The following is a 17,748-nucleotide window of genomic DNA, read 5'->3' on the forward strand; positions in this document are numbered from 1 at the left end:
CCGATCGCCCGGCCGTGTCCGGCGAGAGCGACGCCGTGTCCTGCCGTGGCGTTTCCAAGGTCTGGGCCGCTGGCACCGCCCGCGCCCACGAGGCCCTGCGCGACATTGACCTTAACGTGCAGCCCGGCGAGTTCGTGGTGTTCCTCGGCCCGTCCGGCTGCGGGAAGAGCACGCTGCTCTACCTGATCGCCGGGCTCGAGGCCGCCACGGGGGGGCGGATCCAGTCCTTCGGCGAGCCGGTGGCTGGACCATCCCCCGAACGCAGCCTGATCTTCCAGGAGACCTCGCTCTTCCCTTGGCTCAGCGTCTGGCAGAACGTCAGCTTTGGCCTGTCGCTGAAGGGTGTGCCGGAATTGGAGCGCCGGAGCATCGCGCGGGCCGCACTCCAGCGGGTCGGCCTCGCCGAGGCGTTCGACAAGCGGCCCGACGAGTTGTCGGGCGGCATGCGTCAGCGCGTAGCGGTCGCCCGGGCGCTCGCCATGCGCCCCAAAGTCCTGCTGATGGACGAGCCCTTCGCGGCGCTCGACGTGCAGACCCGCCAGAAGATGCAGGACTTCCTGCTCGATGTCTGGCGCGACAGCGGCGCCTCGGTGCTGTTCGTGACCCACCACATCGACGAGGCGGTGGCGCTCGCCGATCGCGTGGTGGTGTTCACCGCTCGCCCGGGGCGGATCAAGACGATCGTGGTCAACACCCTGCCGCGCCCCCGCGACCCGTTCTCGCCCGACGCCGAAGCGATGCGGCGGCATCTCACCGAACTCCTGCGCGATGAGGTCGACAGGGCCTTCGCCGAGCAGGAAGCCCTCGCCTGACCAATTCCGACCATAACGGACCGAAGCATGGCCACATCGTTGATTCGCAGCCGGCAGATGATCACCCGCACCCTCGACCGCGAGCGCTGGGAGGAGGTCGCCGACGGAGCTGTGCTCCAGAAGGACGGGGTAATCGAGGCGGTCGGCACCTACGCGGAGTTGCATGCGCGCTATCCCGACGCGCCCGTCATCGGCTCCGGCCGCGAGATCCTGCTGCCGGGCTTTGTCAACGGGCATCATCATGTCGGCCTGACGCCGGTCCAGCTCGGCTCCCCCGACATGCCGCTGGAGCTGTGGTTCGTCACCCGCATGGTGGCGCGCAACCTGAACCTCTACCTCGACACCCTGTACTCGGCCTTCGAGATGGTCGGCTCCGGGATCACCACGGTCCAGCACATCCACGGCTGGATGCCTGGAAGCCTGGAAGAGGTCGAAGCGCGCTCGAACGAGGTGCTGCGCGCCTATCGCGACATCGGCATGCGGGTCTCGTACTGCTTCGCAGTGCGCGACCAGAACCGACTCGTCTACCAGGCGGACATGGATTTCGTGGCGAGCCTGCCGACGTCGCTTCAGGACCCGATGAAGCGCTGGTTCGAACGCTTTCAGATGTCGCTGGAGGACAATTTCGCGCTGTTCCGTAGCTTGCATTCAGGCCAGGCCGGGGCTGCCCGGGCCAAGATCCAGCTTGCTCCGGCCAACCTCCACTGGTGCTCCGACGCGGCGCTCGAGGGCCTGTCCGGGCTCTCCGAATCCTACAATGTGCCGATGCACATGCATCTGGTCGAGACCGCCTACCAGAAGGCCTACGCGGAAAAGCGCAGCGGCGGGACGGCAGTGGAACATCTTGACCGGTTCGGCTTGCTCGGGCCGCGCATGACGCTCGGCCACGGCGTCTGGCTGAACGAGGCCGACATCGACCGCGTGGCCGCGACCGGAACCTGCATCTGCCACAACTGCTCCTCGAACTTCCGTCTGCGTTCGGGCGTGGCGGCGCTCAACCGCTTCGAGGCAAAGGGCATCAACACCGCGATTGGCCTCGACGAAGCAGGCATCAACGACGATCGCGACATGCTCCAGGAGATGCGGCTCGTGCTGCGCGCCCACCGGGTGCCCGGCATGGACGAGGCCGACGTGCCGGGCATGGCCCAGGTGCTGCGCATGGCGACTGTCGGGGGCGCCCGCACCACCGGCTTCGGCGACAGCCTCGGCACGATCGAGGTCGGCAAAGCCGCCGACCTCGTGCTGCTGGACTGGGACCAGATCGCATATCCCTACCTCGACGCCGAGACGCCGCTGCTCGACGCGGTGATCCAGCGCGCCAAGACCGGCGGCGTCACGACGGTGCTGTGCGACGGCGAGGTGCTCTACGCTGATGGCCGTTTCACCCGGGTCGACCGCGACGCCGCCCTGAAGGCCCTGCACGACGACTTGGCACGCGCCCTGTCGGACGATGAGGTCGAGCGTCGTCAGCTCTCAAAGGCCCTCCTTCCCCATGCCCGGCGCTTTTACGCGGACTATATCGACCCCGGTCGGCACGAGCCGTTCTACCGCCCGAGTTCGCGCGTCTGAGGCGTGCGAATCCTCCTCGTCAACCCGAACACCTCGGCGGCCATGACGGCCCGGATGGAGGCTGCCGCCGCCAGCGCGCTGGCCCCGGACGTGCAGCTCACTGCGCTGACGGCGGCGCACGGCCTCCCCTACATCGCGAGCCGAGCGGAGGCGCAGCTCGCCGGCGCAGCGGTGCTGGAGACTCTGGCCGAACATCAATCCGGCTTCGACGCCGCCGTGATCGCAGCTTTTGGCGATCCCGGCCTGATCGCAGCACGCGAGCTGTTCGACCTGCCCGTCGTTGGGATGGCCGAGGCGGCGATGCTCACCGCCTGCATGCTCGGCCAGCGCTTCGGTGTCGTGACGTTCTCGGGCACCCTGCTGCCCTGGTACGAGGATGCGGTGCTGCTGGCCGGACTCTCTGCCCGATGCGCCTGCGTCCGGTCTGTTGCGGCCGGCTTCCGGTCGGTCACGGAGGTGCAGCACGAGCTTGAGGCCGAGATCATCGCCCTCGCGAACCGCGTTGTGACCGAGGATGGTGTCGACGCGGTGATCCTGGCCGGAGCGCCGCTGACTGGCCTGGCCGCTCGGATTGCCGAGGCGGTCCCGGTGCCGCTGATCGATCCGCTCTCTGCCGCGCTCGGGCAGGCGCAGGTCATGGTCCGGCTCGGCGTGAAGCCCCCGCGGGCGGGCCGCTTCGCGCGTCCGCCGGCCAAGCCGGCCACCGGCTTCGCGCCGTCCCTGCGGCGGTGGATCGAGCGCCGCAAAGCCGAGGATGACGCCTGCTGAGGCAGGTCGCTTAGGCGGTCGCGAACACGTCGCCCCATCCAATGAGGGCCTCGGTGCTTGCGCCGGCAAGGTCTATCGCCTTCCACAGGCTGACCGCGACCGAATCGTAGACCGGGATGCCGAGTTCGGCCTCCAGAGCTGCGGCGATCGCGCCGCCCGCGAGGTTGGTGCAGACGATGGCCGCGGCCTGCGCGCCCTCGGCCGCGACGGCGCGCACCATCCCGGCGATCTCGCTTGTGCCGGCCAAAGCGAATTCGAAGTTCTCTGACAGACCGAGATGCCGCTCTGCCGAGCAGTCGAACCCGTCGGAGCGCCAATTCGCCTGGATCCGCGCCTGGACGTCCCCGGTATAGGGGGTCACCAGCCCAATGCGTTCGATGCCGCGTCGCCGAAACAGGTCGCGGAAAGCAAGCGCGGAGGTCGAGGCCGGCACGCCGGTTCGCTTGGTCACTGCCGCTGCGAGCGCCACGTCATTGTCGAAGCCAAGCCAGGCACCCGCAGTCCCGTTCCAAAGGATCGAGGCGACCCGCGCATCGGCGAGCAGGTCGGCGGCCGCGAGCATCGGTTCCTGCGCGAATTGGCCCAGTGCGACGGCTGACAGGCCGATCTGGGTCACACGCACGCGCGAGAAGTGGGCCGTGACCCCGTCCTGCCCGGCCAGCATGCGCGCCGTCATCGGTTCGAGCACGCTGTTCGACGAAGGGGTGAGCATCCCCAGTCTGATCGTCCGTCCGGATTCGCGCATTGTGACCAAGGGCTCCAAGCACGAGCCAGGGACGGCTCGGCCGCAGCTCATGGCAAGGTTCGTTCCGACGCGAACCTCCGGCATCCGGCATCCGGCCACCGAGATCAAGGTTTCCTCCCAGTCTGCTTTTATGCCGTATTCGAGGCTCGGCACAGATCACCCCCGATCAATCGACATGATACCGGGGTGAATCTACCAATCGGGTGGCACGACCGTTGCTGAGTCCCCCTACAGCTTCAGGGGTCCTTCGGCTTGTCTCGCACACCTCACGTGACTGATCTCTCTCGCCGCACCGTTCTGGCGCTCCCGCTCGGCCTCGCCGCGGCCTCGAACGGCGCAAGCGCCGCCGAACCGCGGCGGGGCGGCACGATGGTGATGATCGTGCATCCAGAGCCTTCGACCTTAGCGCATTACGCCGTATCGGCCGGCAACATCCCGCCGATCGCCACGCAGGTCTATGAAGGGCTGTGCACCTACGACTGGGATTTGAACCCACGGCCCAACTTGGCCAAGTCGTGGGATGTCGCAGCGGACGGGAAGACCATCACATTCACGCTCCAGGAGGGCGTGACTTTCCACAACGGCAAACCGTTCACCAGCGCGGACGTGCAATACTCCTTCATGGAGATCTTGAAGAAGTATAATCCGATCGCCCCAGTAATACTCGCCGAACTGGTAGCCGTCGACACGCCCGATCCGATGACCGCGGTGCTGCGGCTCGCCAACCCGGCTCCGTACATCATGAAAGCGCTCTCGGGGCGCGACCTGCCGATCTTGTGCCGATCGGTGTTCGAGGGAACTGATGTCCTCCAGAACCCGACCGCCAACAAGCCGATCGGAACCGGCCCGTTCAAGTTCGTGAGCTGGGAGCGCGGTCAGTCCGTGCGGCTGGACCGCAACGAGAGTTACTGGAAGCCGGGGCTGCCGTACCTCAACCGTATCGTCGCCCGCTTCATCCCGGATGCCGCCACGCGTTCGGCCGCCATGGAGGCCGGGGAAGCCCATTTCGCCGGCTACAGCGCGGTGAACTATGCCGATCTCGCGCGGATGAAGACCAATCCAGTCCTCGACCTGACCACCAAAGGCTACGAGATGACGCCGGCTCAGAGCGTCCTGGAGCTGAACGGCCGCCATCCGCAGCTTCAGAAGAAGGCGGTGCGCCAAGCCATCGCCTACGCGATCGACCGCAACGTCATCCTCAGGGACGTGATGTTTGGCTACGGCCTGCCCGCCTCGGGTCCACTCAGCCGCAAATTCAAGACGGCCGGCCTCTACACCGACGACGTGCGCCAGTATGACGTGCCGGATCGGCTGGAGATCGCCAACCGGCTGCTCGATGAGGCCGGCGCACCCCGCGGCGCGGGCGGGATGCGCTTCGCCCTCCATCTGGAGGTGAACTCGTTCGGCGAACAGTGGCTGCGGCAGGCCGAATACTTGAAGCAGGCCCTCGCCGCGGTGGGCATCGACGTGACTCTGCGCTCAGAAGACACCGCCACCTGGCTGCGGCGCGTCTACACGAACTATGATTACGACATCAACGAACCGTTCCTGAGCCAGGGCGTCGATCCGGTCTACGGGTTGAACAAGCAGTTCCTGACCTCGCAGATCCGAAAAGGTGTCACCTTCGTCAACGACACGTTCTATTCGAACCCGGAAGTCGACCGCATGCTCGGCGAGGGCGCGCGCGAGCTGGATCCGGAAAAGCGCGGGGCGATCTATAAGAAGGTCCAGCAGATCCTGGCCGAAGACAGCCCGATGATCTGGCTGATCGACGTGCAATACGTGAGCGTATTCAACCGGCGCCTCAAGGATCACACCACGGGTCCGCTGGGCACACAACAGGCGTTCGAGCGAGCCTGGATGGACAAGTAATCCGGTGCGGCTTGTGCGCTTTCTCGGTCACCGATTTTTGCTGGCGATCCCGGTGATCCTGGGTATCGTCGTGCTGAACTTCTTCCTGATTCACCTGGCGCCTGGCGACGCCGCGTCGGTTCTTGCTGGCGAAAGCGGCGCGGCCAGTCCGGAATACATGGAGCAGCTGCGCCGCAAGTTCGGCCTCGACCAACCGATGGCGACGCAATTCGGCGTCTACCTGCTCAATATGCTACACCTCGATCTCGGCTACTCGTTCCGCAACGACAGCCCCGTGGCGAGCCTGATCCTCGACCGGTTGTGGCCGACGAGCCTGCTGATGCTGACCGCCTTCGGGACCGCCCTGGTGATCGGTACGCTCCTCGGCCTCGTGGCGGCCACCGGGCGCAACTCCTGGCGCGACGCGGTGATCTCGCTTGTGAGCCTGGTGGCCTATGCCACGCCGGGGTTCTGGCTCGGGCTGATGATGATCGTGATCTTCGCGATCCGGCTCGGCTGGCTTCCCACCAGTGGCTTCGACACGGTGGGGGCCGACAACGAGGGCTGGGACGAGGTCTGGGACGTCGGGCGTCACTTGGTCATGCCGGCCGTCGCCCTCTCGCTCTTCTACCTCGCGGTCTACGCCCGGGTGATGCGCGCTTCCGTGCTGGAACAGGTCGGCATGGACTACGTCACCACGGCCCGGGCCAAGGGCCAGACCGAGGCCCGGGTGATGACCGGCCACGTCCTGCGCAACGCCCTACTGCCGGTAGTCACCATGGCGGGGGTACAGGCCGGCAACCTGATCGGCGGCTCGATCGTGGTCGAGACGGTGTTCGGCTGGCCGGGGGTTGGCACCCTGGCCTTCAACGCGCTCCAGTCGCGCGACCTCAACCTCCTGCTTGGAATCTTTTTTGTCTCGGCCTGCCTCGTCGTCGTGATCAACCTCGCCGTGGACCTCGTCTACGTCTGCCTCGATCCTCGGATGGAGCTGTAGCGATGCGGGCCGCTCTGGCGCGTTTTGCGCGCAACCGTCTGGCGCTCCTCGGTGCAGCTGTACTGCTCGGGCTGCTCGCCCTGGTGGTGCTGACGCCTCTGCTGTTTCCCGGCGACCCGTTCCGCCTGGTCGGGCCCGCGCTCCAGCCGCCGGGCGGCCGCTTCCTGCTTGGCACCGACACGCTCGGGCGGGATGTGGCCGCGGAGATCGCCTACGGCGCGCGCACTTCGCTGATGATCGGGCTCGGCGCGACGCTTGCCGCGATCCTGTTCGGAACCCTCGTCGGAGGGTTGGCCGGCTATTACCGGGGTGGCGTCGAGCTCGCGCTGATGCGGCTCACGGAGTTCTTCCAGACGATCCCGGCCTTCGTGCTGGCGATCCTCATCGTGGCGATCCTGTCGCCATCGCTCACCAGCGAGATCGTGGCCATCGCGGCGGTGTCCTGGCCGGGGATCGCCCGTCTGGTGCGGGGTGAGTTCGTGGCGCTCGGCGGGCGCGAATTCGTGCTCGCCTGCGACGGCCTCGGGGCAGGCGACGCCCGCATCATCTTCCGCCACATGCTGCCGAACTGCACCTCGGCGATCATCGCCGTGGGATCGCTGCTGATCGGGACGGCGATCCTGATCGAGGCGGGCCTCGCGTTCCTCGGGCTCGGCGACCCGAACGTGATGAGCTGGGGCCTGATCATCAGTGCGGGACGCGCGGTCCTTCGCTCGGCGTGGTGGATCTGCACCTTCCCGGGCATCGCGATCCTGCTCACCGTCCTCGGCATCAATCTCGTTGGCGATGGCTTGAACGAGGCACTGAACCCGAGGCTCCGCGAGCGATGAGCGACTCCGTCCTCGACATCGAGAAGCTGACGATCGCGTTGCCCCCGGGTGCGGACCGGCCGAACGCGGTCACCGACGTGGACCTTGTGCTGCGGCCGGGCGCCGTTACCTGCCTCATCGGCGAGAGCGGATCGGGCAAGTCGCTGGTAGCGCGGGCGATTCTCGGATTGCTGCCGGGGCCGCACGTGCGTGTCTCCGGCGGGCGCATCGACTTCGAGGGCGAGGACCTCGCGACGATCACGCCGAAGCGGATGCGCCGCATCCGGGGGGCGCGCATTGCGATGATCTTCCAGGAGCCGATGACGGCTCTCAACCCGCTCCACACGATCGGGCGCCAGCTCGACGAGGTCCTGCGCATCCATACGGCGCTCGGCCGCGCCGACCGGCGGGCCCGGGTCGTCGCGCTGCTCGACAGCGTCCACCTGCCTGAGCCCGCTCGGCTCCTGCGCTCCTATCCCCACCAGCTTTCCGGCGGCCAGCGCCAGCGCGCGATGATCGCCATGGCGCTGGCGCTGAACCCACGGCTTCTCATCGCCGACGAGCCGACCACCGCGCTGGACGTGACCACCCAGGCGCAGATCCTCCACCTGATCCGGGAATTGCAGCGCGAGCACGGGACCAGCGTCCTGTTCATCACCCACGATTTCGGCGTGGTCGCCGACATCGCGGACACGGTCGCGGTGCTGCAGAAAGGCACACTGGTCGAGCAGGGCCCCGCGGCTTCGGTTCTCGGCGCCCCGAAGCATCCCTATACGCGCGCCCTGATCGCGGCGGTGCCCAGGCTGACGCCGCCGCCGCAACGACCGCCCAGCACGGCCCCTCGGGTGGTCGAAGCCCGGGCGGTCGAGAAAACCTACGGCGCGCGCGGCCTGTTCGGCGGGCGCGTCACCCGTGCGCTCGACGGCGTCGATCTGGAGCTGCGGCGGGGGGAGACCCTGGGGCTCGTCGGCGAGAGCGGCTCGGGCAAGAGCACCTTGGCGCGGGCGATCACCCGGCTGATGCCCGTCGATAGCGGCGAGATCCTTCTCTCCGGGCACAGCGTCGCCGCGCTGAGCCGCCGCCAGATGCGTCCGCACCGCAAGCGGGTGCAGATGGTGTTCCAGGACCCCTACGGATCCCTCGACCCGCGCCAGCGCGTCGTCGACATCGTGGCCGAGGGCCCGATCATACACGGCACCATGCCTGAGGTCGCCAAGGCCCAAGCCCGCGAGATGCTGGCGCTCGTCGGCCTCGACCCCGCGGCGGCGCAGCGCTTCCCACACGAATTCAGCGGCGGCCAGCGCCAGCGGATCGGCATCGCCCGAGCTCTGGCCATGCAGCCCGAGGTGCTGGTGGCCGACGAGCCGGTCTCAGCCCTGGACGTCTCTGTGCAGGCCCAGGTTCTGGCGCTGCTCGCCGACATCAAGGCGCGATTGCACCTCAGCATGGTGTTCGTGACCCACGATCTGCGCGTCGCCCTGCAGGTCTGCGACCGGATCGCCGTGATGCGGGCCGGCCAGGTGGTCGAGGTCGCGCCGACATCCGAGATCTTCTTCGCGCCGAAGCACCCCTACACCCGGGCGCTGTTCGCGGCCGTGCCCGGCGCCCAATGGCAGGAACCGATCTCCGCATGATGCAAGAGCAGCCCATCGTATCCACCGATCCATTCCTGCCGGGTCCGCGCACCCGCGTCGCCGGTTCCGCGACGGGGCCGCTCGCCGGGCTCGGTTTCGCCGTCAAGGACCTGATCGACGTCGCCGGGATCCCCACCGGTGGCGGCAACCCGGATTGGCCGCGCATCGACCCGACTCCGGCGCGACACGCCTGGGTGGTGCAGACGCTTCTCGACGCAGGTGCCTCAGTGGTGGGCAAGACGATCACCGACGAGGTCTCGCTGGGGATCCTCGGCGAGAATGCCCATGACGGCACCCCGCTGAATCCAGTCGCGCCGGACCGGGTGCCCGGGGGTTCATCCAGCGGCTCGGCATCAGCCGTCGCCTCGGGAGCCTGCGATTTCGCGCTTGGGACCGACAGCGGCGGCTCCGTGCGTGTGCCGGCGAGCTTCTGCAGCCTCTACGGAATCCGCCCGACCCACGGGCGCATCGATTTCTCCGGGATCTGCGTCCAGGCGCCGAGCGCCGATACCTGCGGCTGGTTCGCCCGCGATGCGGCCACCTTTGCCCGGGTCGGGGAGGTCCTGTTCGGCGCGTCGATGCCGGATCGGCTTCCCGATACGCTGCTGGTGGCCGCGGACGCGCTCGGCTTCGCCGACGAGGCCGTGCAGCAAGCGCTTATGCCGCTCATCGATCGTCTAGCCGCGCTGATCGGCAACCGGCGTGACGTGACGATGGCGCCGCAGGGCCTGTCGGTGTGGCAGCGGGCCCAGCGCGTCCTGCAGAGCAGCGAGGCTTGGCAGACCTTCGAGCCCTGGCTCGACACCTGCAATCCGCGCCTCGCCTTTTCGGTCGCCCGAGCGCTCGTCCAGGGCTCGATGATGACAGAGGGCGAACGCAACGCCGCGATCCTGATGCGCATTGAGGCACAAGCCCGCCTCGCGCGGCTTCTGCCCCCCGGGACCATCCTGTGCCTTCCCACCACGCCGTTCCCGGCTCCCCTGCGCGGGCTGCCGCTCAGCACGCTCAACCCGCTGCGTGAGCGCATAGGCTGCTTGACGAGCCACGGAGGCCTCACCGGCGTCCCGCAGGTGAGTATCCCGGGCGGGCGGGTCGATGGCGCTCCGGTGGGCCTGTCTCTCATCGGCACGCGTGGATCCGACCTCGACCTGATCCGCACCGTTCTCGACTTGGAGGCCTGAATGGACACAACCCTGAACCGCCCCGAGGTCGTGGCTGAAGTCACCGCCCTGTTCGAACGCTACGAGCAGGCGCTGATCGACAAGGATGTCGGGGTGTTGGACGCAACGTTCTGGGACAGCCCTCACACGATCCGCTACGCCGTGGGTGAGAATGGCTACGGCTTTGCGGCGATTCATGCCGCGCGCATCGCGGCCGATCCACCGCCTGGAGGCACGAAGGAAGCACGCATCCGGTTGGAGGTCCTGACCGTCGGCTCGGACGTGGCCACCGTGAATCTTGAGTTCAAGCCGCGCGGCAAGACCGGTATCGGGCGCCAAAGCCAGACATGGATGCGCCTCCCCGATCTTGGTTGGAAGGTGATCTCTGCACACGTATCGATCATGGCCGCGCAGGCCTGATGACCCGACCACTGGGTCATGATGGCGAGCCCAACGGGACCGCGTGAAGGCCAGGGGCCATTGCGCGGTCAGGGAGAAAACCATTGGAACACGCAACCGTCACCGCCGTTAGGGAGGCGGTCAGCGCACAGCGAGGCCGGATCGAGCACCTGCTGGCACAACTCGCCCGGTGCGGCCACGACGATCCCGGGTTTACCCGGCCTTCCTACAGCCCGGAGGAAACAGAAGCCCACGCGCGCGCGACGCACTGTGCGGCCGAGCTGGGTCTCCGGGTCCGCCGGGACGCGGCCGCCAACACCTACATGACGCTGCCCGGCCGGGATCGGACCCGGCCGCCGATTTTGATCGGCTCCCATCTCGACACCGTGTCGCACGGTGGCAACTTCGACGGCGCCGCCGGGGTCGTCGCCGGGCTCGCAGCTGTCGCGGCGATCCAAAGCCTCGGACTGATCCCGGAGCGCGATATCACCGTCATGGCGGTGCGCGCCGAGGAGAGCGTCTGGTTCCAGGTGTCCTATCTCGGAAGCCGAGCGGCGCTCGGCACCCTGCCGGAGGGTGCGCTCGCCATGCCCCGGGCCGATACGGGGCGCGACCTCGCCGATCACATCGCGGCCTCCGGCGGCGATCCCGAGGCTTTACGCGGCGATGCGCCGCCGCTTGATCCGTCCGCGATCCACGCCTTCCTCGAGGTGCATATCGAGCAGGCGCCGAGCCTCGTCGAGGCCGGAATTCCGGTCGGTCTCTGCACCGGGATCCCGGGCAACTTCCGTTATCCGGATGCTCGAATCCTCGGCCGCTACGACCATGTCGGCACGCCCCGCCGGTTCCGGCGCGATGCGGCCATGGCGGGCGCGGAGATCGCCCTGGCGCTCGACCAGATCTGGCAGGCCAACGAGGAGGCCGGCCGCCCGATGGCCGTCACGTTCGGCCGGTTCCACACCGACGGTGCAGCCCACGGGCTGACTACAGTCCCGGGCGAGTTCCGGTTCAGCCTGGACGTGCGCGCCTACGCAGCGAACATGCTGGCGGAGATCGAGACGCAGTTCCTGAGGCACGTCGCGACAATCGTGGCACGCCGCAACGTCGAGATCGTGCTCGGCCCGCGCGCCGAGGTGGCGGTCGGAGATGTCTCGCCACGGATCCGCAGCTGTCTGGAGGCCGCGGCCACAGCCCTCGGCATCGCCACCATGCCTCTCGGCAGCCCGGCCTCGCACGATGCCGCGGCCTTCGCCAAAGCCGGTGTTCCAATGGCGATGCTGTTCGTGCGCAACGCCAACGGCAGCCATAACCCCGATGAGGCCATGGAGATCGACGACCTCATGGACGCCGTCGCGATCCTCACCACCTGGCTGGTGGCCGAAACCGGATGCGCTTGATCCGGGCGCCTCGGCTCAGCCGGAGAAGCGCGCCAGGCGCCCGACCGGATCGCCCAAGACCTCGTCATCACGCATGACGGATCTGCCCCGGACAACGGTGGCGACCGGCCATCCGGTCACGCGTAGTCCCGCAAACGGAGTCCAACCGCAGGGCGACGCGATCCAAGAGTCCTCGATTGTGCGACGCGCCTTCAGATCCACCAGGGTAAAATCCGCGTCGTATCCGACTGAGATTCTCCCCTTGCCGAGCAGGCCGTAGACACGAGCCGGACCGGCCGCCATCAGGTCCACGAGGCGCGCCAGCGACAGGCGCCCGGCTGCGACATGATCGAGCATGACCGGGACCAGGGTCTGAACCCCCGTGAGGCCGGCCGGACAATCGGGCCAGGGCTGCTCCTTGGCTGTCCGGGCATGAGGCGCGTGGTCGCTGCCGATCGTATCGACAGTCCCGTTGCGCACGGCAGCCCATGCGGCTGCTCGATGCCGCTCGCCGCGGATCGGTGGGTTCATCACCGCGAGCCCGCCAAGCGTATCGTAGCAGTCGGGCGCCACCTGGGTCAGGTGGTTGACCAGAACCTCGACGGTCGCGACGTCGCGGAAATCGCGCAGGTATTCGAGTTCCTCGGCGGTCGAGACGTGGAGGATGTGCGTCGCCCGGCCGGTCCTGCGGGCCAGGGCCATCAGGCGCTGGGTCCCTAGGAAGGCGCATTCCTCGTCGCGCCATTCCATGTGGGTCCGGTACGGCTGCCCCCGGGCGAATAACGGCTTGCGCGCCTGCAACCGGAACTCGTCCTCGCTGTGGAAGGCCATGCGCCGGTGGCCGGCTCGCATAGCCTGCTCGAGATGGGCGTCGTCCTCAATCATCAGCGCCGCCGTGGAGCTGCCCGCAAACACCTTCACGGCGCAGACCCCTGGCTCGCGTTCCAGCGCCGCCAACCTGTCAATGTTGGTCTTGGCGCCCGCCACTTACAGGCCGATATCGCACCAGCTACGACCCGCCACGTAGCCGCGCTTCCACGTCAAGCGCTCGGTATCGGCGATTGGCGGAACCGTGTTGGGCATGTCGAACAGGGTGGCGATCCCGCCGAGGATCGCGGCCCGCGTGCCGGTCTCGATCGTTTCCACGGCTGGGTCGCCGGGATCACGCAGGTGGACGTGGCTGTCGATCAGGCCGGGCAGGACGTGCAGGCCTACCGCGTCGATCACCGTATCCGCGGTCGCGCCGATCGGCGCACCGAGATCCGCGATCCGTCCGGCGCGGACGCCGAGATCGATCCCCTCGGTCCCCCAAGGCGTGACGCAGGTGCCGCCGCGGATCAGGAGGTCGTAGTGCATCGCCGGGTCCTTCCGAAAGAGGCGGTCTCGAGCAGAACGGCCCCGAGGGCTGCCGCCACCGCCTGCTGACAGGGCTCGACGACCGCGCACCCGACCGCGTCCTCGATTGCGCTCTGGTGCGGCGCCATGCCGGCGCAGCCGAGGACGATCACGTCGGCGCCGTCGCGCGCGATCAGCATGCGGGCCGCCGCGACCAGGCGGTCGCGGATCGCCTCGCCGGCCGTCTCGTCCGCCCGCGCCTCCACCGGCCGACTGCCGGCATAGCGTTCGCCGAGGCCCATCTGGCGGACCATCCGGCGCTGGCGCCGCACGCTGCCCTCCGATAGGGCGACGATGCCGAAGCGCTCGCCGAGGGTGAGCGACCGGAGGATGCCCCATTCGGCGATGCCCATCACGGGCCGGCCCTTGGCGACCTCGCGGGCCGTGTGCAGGCCCGGGTCGCTGAAGCAGGCGATCACGAAGGCGTCCGCCCCGTCCGCTGCGATGCGCCGGGCGAGCGGCATCACGACGGAATCGGCGTCCTGCTGGGACGCGATGCTCGCCGGCCCATCGGGCAGGTCCGTCACCGCGATGGCGGGGCCGCCGGCCAAGCGCAGCGGGTCGAGCGCCGCGTCGATGGCGGCGGTCACGGCCTGGGACGAGTTCGGGTTGATGACCAGGATCCGTGCGGGCTCGGTGGTATCGCGCTGGTGCATGCTGCCGTCCTTCCGAACACCGAATTTCACAGCGCATTCGGGCCTCGCCCCGTCGGCAACGGCGTTGCGCGGGCCAATCCCACTTCCAACCTCACCCTGAGAGGCTGTGAGTTGAACGGCCTCCTGGGGCTATGTGGGCGTCCTGAGGCCGCCTCGTGCTCGTGCGTACAGCCGCCCGGTAGACCGACACGCCGTTGTTCAAGACGGCCTAGCGAAACCCGGGCCGCAAACCCCTCGGTGCAACCGAATAGGCACCGATCTTGCCCGCCCCCTCGACCTGAGGAAGAGGTGATCGATGCACGACGATGCTGCGGACGGGGCTGTGGACGTCACCCTGGTGACGGGGGCCCGGTGGGTCGTCGCCTGGGACCCGGACAGCGGCGGTCACGTCTACCAGACCGGCGCTGATGTTGTCTTCGCGGACGGCGTCCTCACGCATGTCGGCCCGGGCTATACGGGGCCGCCGCCGGACCGAACCATCGACGCTTCCGGCTGCCTGGTCATGCCAGGGCTCGTCGACATCCACACGCACCTGTTCTCGGAGCCGATGAACAAGGGCATGTGGGACGAGGTCGGCAGCCAGCGCCTCTACAACACCTCGCTCTACGAGTATCTGCCGATCCTGCGGCCCGACGCGGAGGGGACGCGGGCCGCCTACGGGGTGGCGCTCTCCGAACTTGCCCTCTCCGGCGTCACCACCGTCTGCGATCTCGCCCTGCCGAGCGACGGCTGGCTCGACCTTCTCGGTGCTTCAGGCCTTCGGGTCTGCATCGCCCCGATGTTCCGGTCCGGCCGCTGGCTGACGAGGAACGGCCACAGCGTGGAGTACGAATGGGATGAGGCGGCGGGCTATCGCGGCCTGGAGCAGGCGCTCGCCGAGATCACCGCGGCGCAACGGCACGCGAGCGGGCGCCTGTTCGGCATGCTCTGTCCGGCTCAGGTCGACACCTGCACGGCGGCGCTGCTTCGAGATGCCCATGACGAGGCGGTCCGGCGCGACCTGCGTTTCCACACCCACGCGGCGCAGTCCCTGTCAGAGTTCCACGAGATCACCCGCCGCACCGGGATGACGCCTATCGAATGGCTCGACGATCTCGGCGTGCTGACTGAGCGCACCATCGTGGGCCACGGGATCTTTCTGGACGACCATCCCTGGACCCACTGGCACAGCCCCGGCACGGACCTGCGGCGCATGGCCCAGCGCGGTGCCACGGTCGCCCATTGTCCGACCGTCTTCGCCCGCCGCGGCATCGCGCTAAACGATTTCGGCCGATATCTGCAGGCCGGCGTCAACATGGGCATCGGCACCGACGTCTACCCGCACAACATGCTCGACGAGATGCGCCTCGTCTCGTATCTCGCCCGGGTCGTAGCCCAGAATCCGCGCGACACCCGGGCGGCAGACGTGTTCCACGCCGCAACCGTGGGAGGCGCCAAGGCGCTCGGACGCGGCGATATTGGCCGGCTCGCGCCGGGCTGCAAGGCCGATTTCGTGCTCGTCGATTGCGCGCATCCCGCCATGCGACCGTGCCGGGACCCCGTGCAGTCCCTGATGTACTCGGCCGGCGATCGCGCGGTCCGGCAGGTCTTTGTCGGCGGCCGCGAGATCGTCCGCGACGGTCGCGCCCTGTTGGTCGATTACGCAGCCTCCGCCGCCGCCCTGGAGGAGGCGCAGGTCCGGGCACTGGCGCAGATCCGGCAGCTCGACTGGGCGGGCCGCGGCGCCGATGCCATCGCGCCACCGACCTTCCCGGGGTTGTAAGGCGTAGCGGCCCGCCCCTCAGGCAGGCCGCACATTCCAGAATGTTGGGAACCCGTCGAGGATGCCGGTGAGGCTGGACCGGTAGGCAGTCGGCTGCAAGTACTGGCCCAGAGGGTAGTAGGGCACGTCCTGCATCGCTTGAAGCTGGATGTCCCGGCAGACCGCGGAGCGGGCCGCCTCGTCCGGTGCGGTGAACCATGCGTCACGCAGGGCCTCGATCCGCGGAGTCGTAGCCCAGCCGGCATAACCGGTCTCGCCGGTGCCGCGCAGGGCGATGTAGCCGGCGGGGTTCAGCCAATCCATCCCCGACCAGTTGGTCACGAAGGCGCTCCAGCCGCCCTCGGAGACCGGCCCCTTGCGGTTGCGCCGCTGTAGCATTGCATTGAACTCGACTGCGTAGACCTCGACATTCATGCCGACGCGCTGGAGCAGGTCGGCTGCGACTTGGCCGAGCGCCAGGAGAGGCGCCGAGTTCGACGGCACCATTAGCAACACGGTCTCTCCGGTATAGCCGGCAGCTTTGAGGTCGGCGCGCACCCTGTTCGGATCGCGTGGCTCCGTGAGCGGCCCGAGCCCATCGGTCGAGGCCATCGGTGTGTCCGGACAGAAGAATCCGAGGGGTACGTGGAACAGGCTGGGATCATCCGCGCCCACAACCCCCTGCATGCAGGACGTCTGGTCGATCCCACCCCAGAGGGCCCGCCGGATGGCCGGATTGTTGAACGGCGGCTGCAGGTGGTTGACTCGCAACATCGTCACGAAGCCAGTCGAATCGAGGACGCGGGTGGTCACGCCCCTGGCCGCCTTCAAGAGACCCAGCTGATCGTGAGAGGCGTATTCCTGCCAGTCGGCCTCGCCGGCGATCAGCGCCGAGGTGGCCGTGGAGGTATCGCCGATCACGCGCCACTCAACTCGGTCATAATGGACGACTTTCGGCCCGGAGGTCCAAGTGGGCGCGCCGTCCTTGCGTGGCACGTAGCCCTCAAAGCGGGTGTAGACTGCGCGGTCGCCGGGCACACGCTCGTCCGCCTTGAAACGGAACGGCCCGGAGCCGATCAGCTCCGGCACCTGCTGGAACGGGTCGGTGACAGCAAGGCGCTCCGGCATCATGGCGCAGAGCGGCACGGAAGCCTTGCCCAGAGCGATCGGCAGAAGTGGAAACGCGCGCTTGAGCCGAAACCGGATGGTCCGGTCATCGGCCGCCGACAGTTCGTCGGTGGCCTCCATGAGTGAGCCGCCGAACGAGTCGCGCTTGGCCCAGCGCCGCAGGGAGGCAACGCAGTCGCGAGCGAGAACGGAGGTCCCGTCGTGGAAGCGCAGGCCTTCGCGCAGTGTCAGGTCCCAGCGACGCCCATCCTGCTCGACGCGGTGGCCCTCAACCATTTGCGGCGTGGCGCGGTAGTTTCCGTCCATGCCGTAGAGGGTATCGAAGACCATGTAGCCGTGATTGCGGGTAATGTACGCGAAGGTCGTAACCGGATCGAGTGTGACGAGATCTTGCTGTGGGATGAAGCGTAGGGTCGTGGCGGCCTCGGCACGGACTAGGGCTGGTGCCCCGATCGCATTGGCCACGAAAGCCCCGGCTCCCTGCAACAGTGTACGCCTTTTCATCGGGCAACTCTCACTCTGCTTGGGCGGTCTTCGCTCGACTGCCAGCGCTGATCCGGAACGCACACCGAACCCGTCGCACCCCGGCTTGCAGGAACGAGGCCGCGGCCTAGTCGGGGGAGAAAGCCCTTGACCTGACCGGCTGGCTTTGGACCGGGCTGATTGAGAGGATCAGCCAGGACTGAAGGAGCTGGACATGAAGCGAGG

General features: G+C 68.0%; 14 protein-coding genes and 1 pseudogene. 11 read left to right on the forward strand and 4 right to left on the reverse strand.

Features of this window, described 5'->3' with window-relative positions:
- The first annotated feature begins 14 nt into the window (after positions 1-14).
- Genes AC0IY0_RS26755 through AC0IY0_RS26765 form a run of 3 tightly spaced genes read left to right on the forward strand, consistent with a single transcriptional unit; the run spans position 15 to position 3,149 of the window.
- Positions 15-812 (forward strand): ABC transporter ATP-binding protein, encoded by a 798-nt coding sequence (locus tag AC0IY0_RS26755; protein WP_471766189.1) that lies wholly within the window; start codon positions 15-17, stop codon positions 810-812.
- 27 nt (positions 813-839) lie between these two features.
- Complete coding sequence (locus tag AC0IY0_RS26760) at positions 840-2,381, forward strand: amidohydrolase family protein (protein ID WP_147908354.1); 1,542 nt, start codon at positions 840-842, stop codon at positions 2,379-2,381.
- Positions 2,382-2,384: 3 nt separating this feature from the next.
- The gene (locus tag AC0IY0_RS26765) at positions 2,385-3,149 is read left to right on the forward strand and encodes an aspartate/glutamate racemase family protein (protein ID WP_147908355.1); all 765 of its coding nucleotides are present in this window, start codon (positions 2,385-2,387) and stop codon (positions 3,147-3,149) included.
- Between the two features lie 10 nt (positions 3,150-3,159).
- Here the strand turns inward: AC0IY0_RS26765 and AC0IY0_RS26770 are convergent, their stop codons facing one another.
- On the reverse strand, positions 3,160-3,894 hold the full coding sequence (locus AC0IY0_RS26770; protein WP_471766196.1) for a maleate cis-trans isomerase family protein: 735 nt from the start codon (positions 3,892-3,894) through the stop codon (positions 3,160-3,162).
- A 369-nt stretch (positions 3,895-4,263) separates the two neighbouring features.
- On the opposite strand from AC0IY0_RS26770, the gene AC0IY0_RS26775 reads away from it, so the two are divergent.
- From AC0IY0_RS26775 to AC0IY0_RS26805, 7 genes are all read left to right on the forward strand, one after another.
- On the forward strand, positions 4,264-5,766 hold the full coding sequence (locus tag AC0IY0_RS26775; protein ID WP_471766190.1) for an ABC transporter substrate-binding protein: 1,503 nt from the start codon (positions 4,264-4,266) through the stop codon (positions 5,764-5,766).
- Between the two features lie 4 nt (positions 5,767-5,770).
- Positions 5,771-6,742: an ABC transporter permease gene (locus tag AC0IY0_RS26780; protein ID WP_147908358.1), complete on the forward strand. Its 972-nt coding sequence runs from the start codon at positions 5,771-5,773 to the stop codon at positions 6,740-6,742.
- A 2-nt stretch (positions 6,743-6,744) separates the two neighbouring features.
- Positions 6,745-7,572, forward strand: coding sequence for an ABC transporter permease (locus tag AC0IY0_RS26785; RefSeq protein ID WP_147908359.1), 828 nt, complete (start codon positions 6,745-6,747; stop codon positions 7,570-7,572).
- Positions 7,569-9,185: an ABC transporter ATP-binding protein gene (locus AC0IY0_RS26790; RefSeq protein WP_147908360.1), complete on the forward strand. Its 1,617-nt coding sequence runs from the start codon at positions 7,569-7,571 to the stop codon at positions 9,183-9,185. Before AC0IY0_RS26785 ends, AC0IY0_RS26790 begins: the two co-directional genes overlap by 4 nt.
- A complete protein-coding gene (locus tag AC0IY0_RS26795; protein ID WP_471766191.1) occupies positions 9,182-10,366 on the forward strand; it encodes an amidase in 1,185 nt (394 codons plus the stop codon). Before AC0IY0_RS26790 ends, AC0IY0_RS26795 begins: the two co-directional genes overlap by 4 nt.
- The gene (hpxZ, locus tag AC0IY0_RS26800; RefSeq protein WP_147908362.1) at positions 10,367-10,765 is read left to right on the forward strand and encodes an oxalurate catabolism protein HpxZ; all 399 of its coding nucleotides are present in this window, start codon (positions 10,367-10,369) and stop codon (positions 10,763-10,765) included.
- Positions 10,766-10,848: 83 nt separating this feature from the next.
- Positions 10,849-12,141, forward strand: coding sequence for a Zn-dependent hydrolase (locus AC0IY0_RS26805; protein WP_147908363.1), 1,293 nt, complete (start codon positions 10,849-10,851; stop codon positions 12,139-12,141).
- A gap of 15 nt (positions 12,142-12,156) precedes the next feature.
- Here AC0IY0_RS26805 and AC0IY0_RS26810 read toward each other — a convergent pair.
- Together AC0IY0_RS26810 and AC0IY0_RS26815 are read right to left on the reverse strand one after the other, a co-directional pair.
- Positions 12,157-13,476, reverse strand: a pseudogene (locus AC0IY0_RS26810) (dihydroorotase).
- A complete protein-coding gene (locus AC0IY0_RS26815; protein WP_471766192.1) occupies positions 13,458-14,171 on the reverse strand; it encodes an aspartate/glutamate racemase family protein in 714 nt (237 codons plus the stop codon). The pseudogene AC0IY0_RS26810 and the gene AC0IY0_RS26815 overlap by 19 nt, the downstream one beginning before the upstream one ends.
- Positions 14,172-14,466: 295 nt before the next feature.
- Here AC0IY0_RS26815 and AC0IY0_RS26820 point away from each other — a divergent pair, with 295 nt between their 5' ends.
- The gene (locus tag AC0IY0_RS26820; RefSeq protein ID WP_471766193.1) at positions 14,467-15,933 is read left to right on the forward strand and encodes an amidohydrolase family protein; all 1,467 of its coding nucleotides are present in this window, start codon (positions 14,467-14,469) and stop codon (positions 15,931-15,933) included.
- A gap of 18 nt (positions 15,934-15,951) precedes the next feature.
- On the opposite strand, the gene AC0IY0_RS26825 is transcribed toward AC0IY0_RS26820, so the two are convergent.
- The gene (locus AC0IY0_RS26825; protein ID WP_471766194.1) at positions 15,952-17,544 is read right to left on the reverse strand and encodes an ABC transporter substrate-binding protein; all 1,593 of its coding nucleotides are present in this window, start codon (positions 17,542-17,544) and stop codon (positions 15,952-15,954) included.
- Positions 17,545-17,748: the final 204 nt, after the last annotated feature.

The sequence above is a fragment of the Methylobacterium sp. AC315 genome (assembly GCF_979253755.1).

Bases quoted from the DNA above. Each gene is read 5' to 3' on its own strand.
- AC0IY0_RS26760 (WP_147908354.1), top strand. From the start codon at position 840: ATGGCCACATCGTTGATTCGCAGCCGGCAGATGATCACCCGCACCCTC.
- AC0IY0_RS26770 (WP_471766196.1), bottom strand. From the start codon at position 3,894: ATGCGCGAATCCGGACGGACGATCAGACTGGGGATGCTCACCCCTTCG.
- AC0IY0_RS26775 (WP_471766190.1), top strand. From the start codon at position 4,264: ATGGTGATGATCGTGCATCCAGAGCCTTCGACCTTAGCGCATTACGCC.
- AC0IY0_RS26785 (WP_147908359.1), top strand. From the start codon at position 6,745: ATGCGGGCCGCTCTGGCGCGTTTTGCGCGCAACCGTCTGGCGCTCCTC.
- AC0IY0_RS26790 (WP_147908360.1), top strand. From the start codon at position 7,569: ATGAGCGACTCCGTCCTCGACATCGAGAAGCTGACGATCGCGTTGCCC.
- AC0IY0_RS26795 (WP_471766191.1), top strand. From the start codon at position 9,182: ATGATGCAAGAGCAGCCCATCGTATCCACCGATCCATTCCTGCCGGGT.
- hpxZ (WP_147908362.1), top strand. From the start codon at position 10,367: ATGGACACAACCCTGAACCGCCCCGAGGTCGTGGCTGAAGTCACCGCC.
- AC0IY0_RS26815 (WP_471766192.1), bottom strand. From the start codon at position 14,171: ATGCACCAGCGCGATACCACCGAGCCCGCACGGATCCTGGTCATCAAC.
- AC0IY0_RS26820 (WP_471766193.1), top strand. From the start codon at position 14,467: ATGCACGACGATGCTGCGGACGGGGCTGTGGACGTCACCCTGGTGACG.
- AC0IY0_RS26825 (WP_471766194.1), bottom strand. From the start codon at position 17,544: ATGAAAAGGCGTACACTGTTGCAGGGAGCCGGGGCTTTCGTGGCCAAT.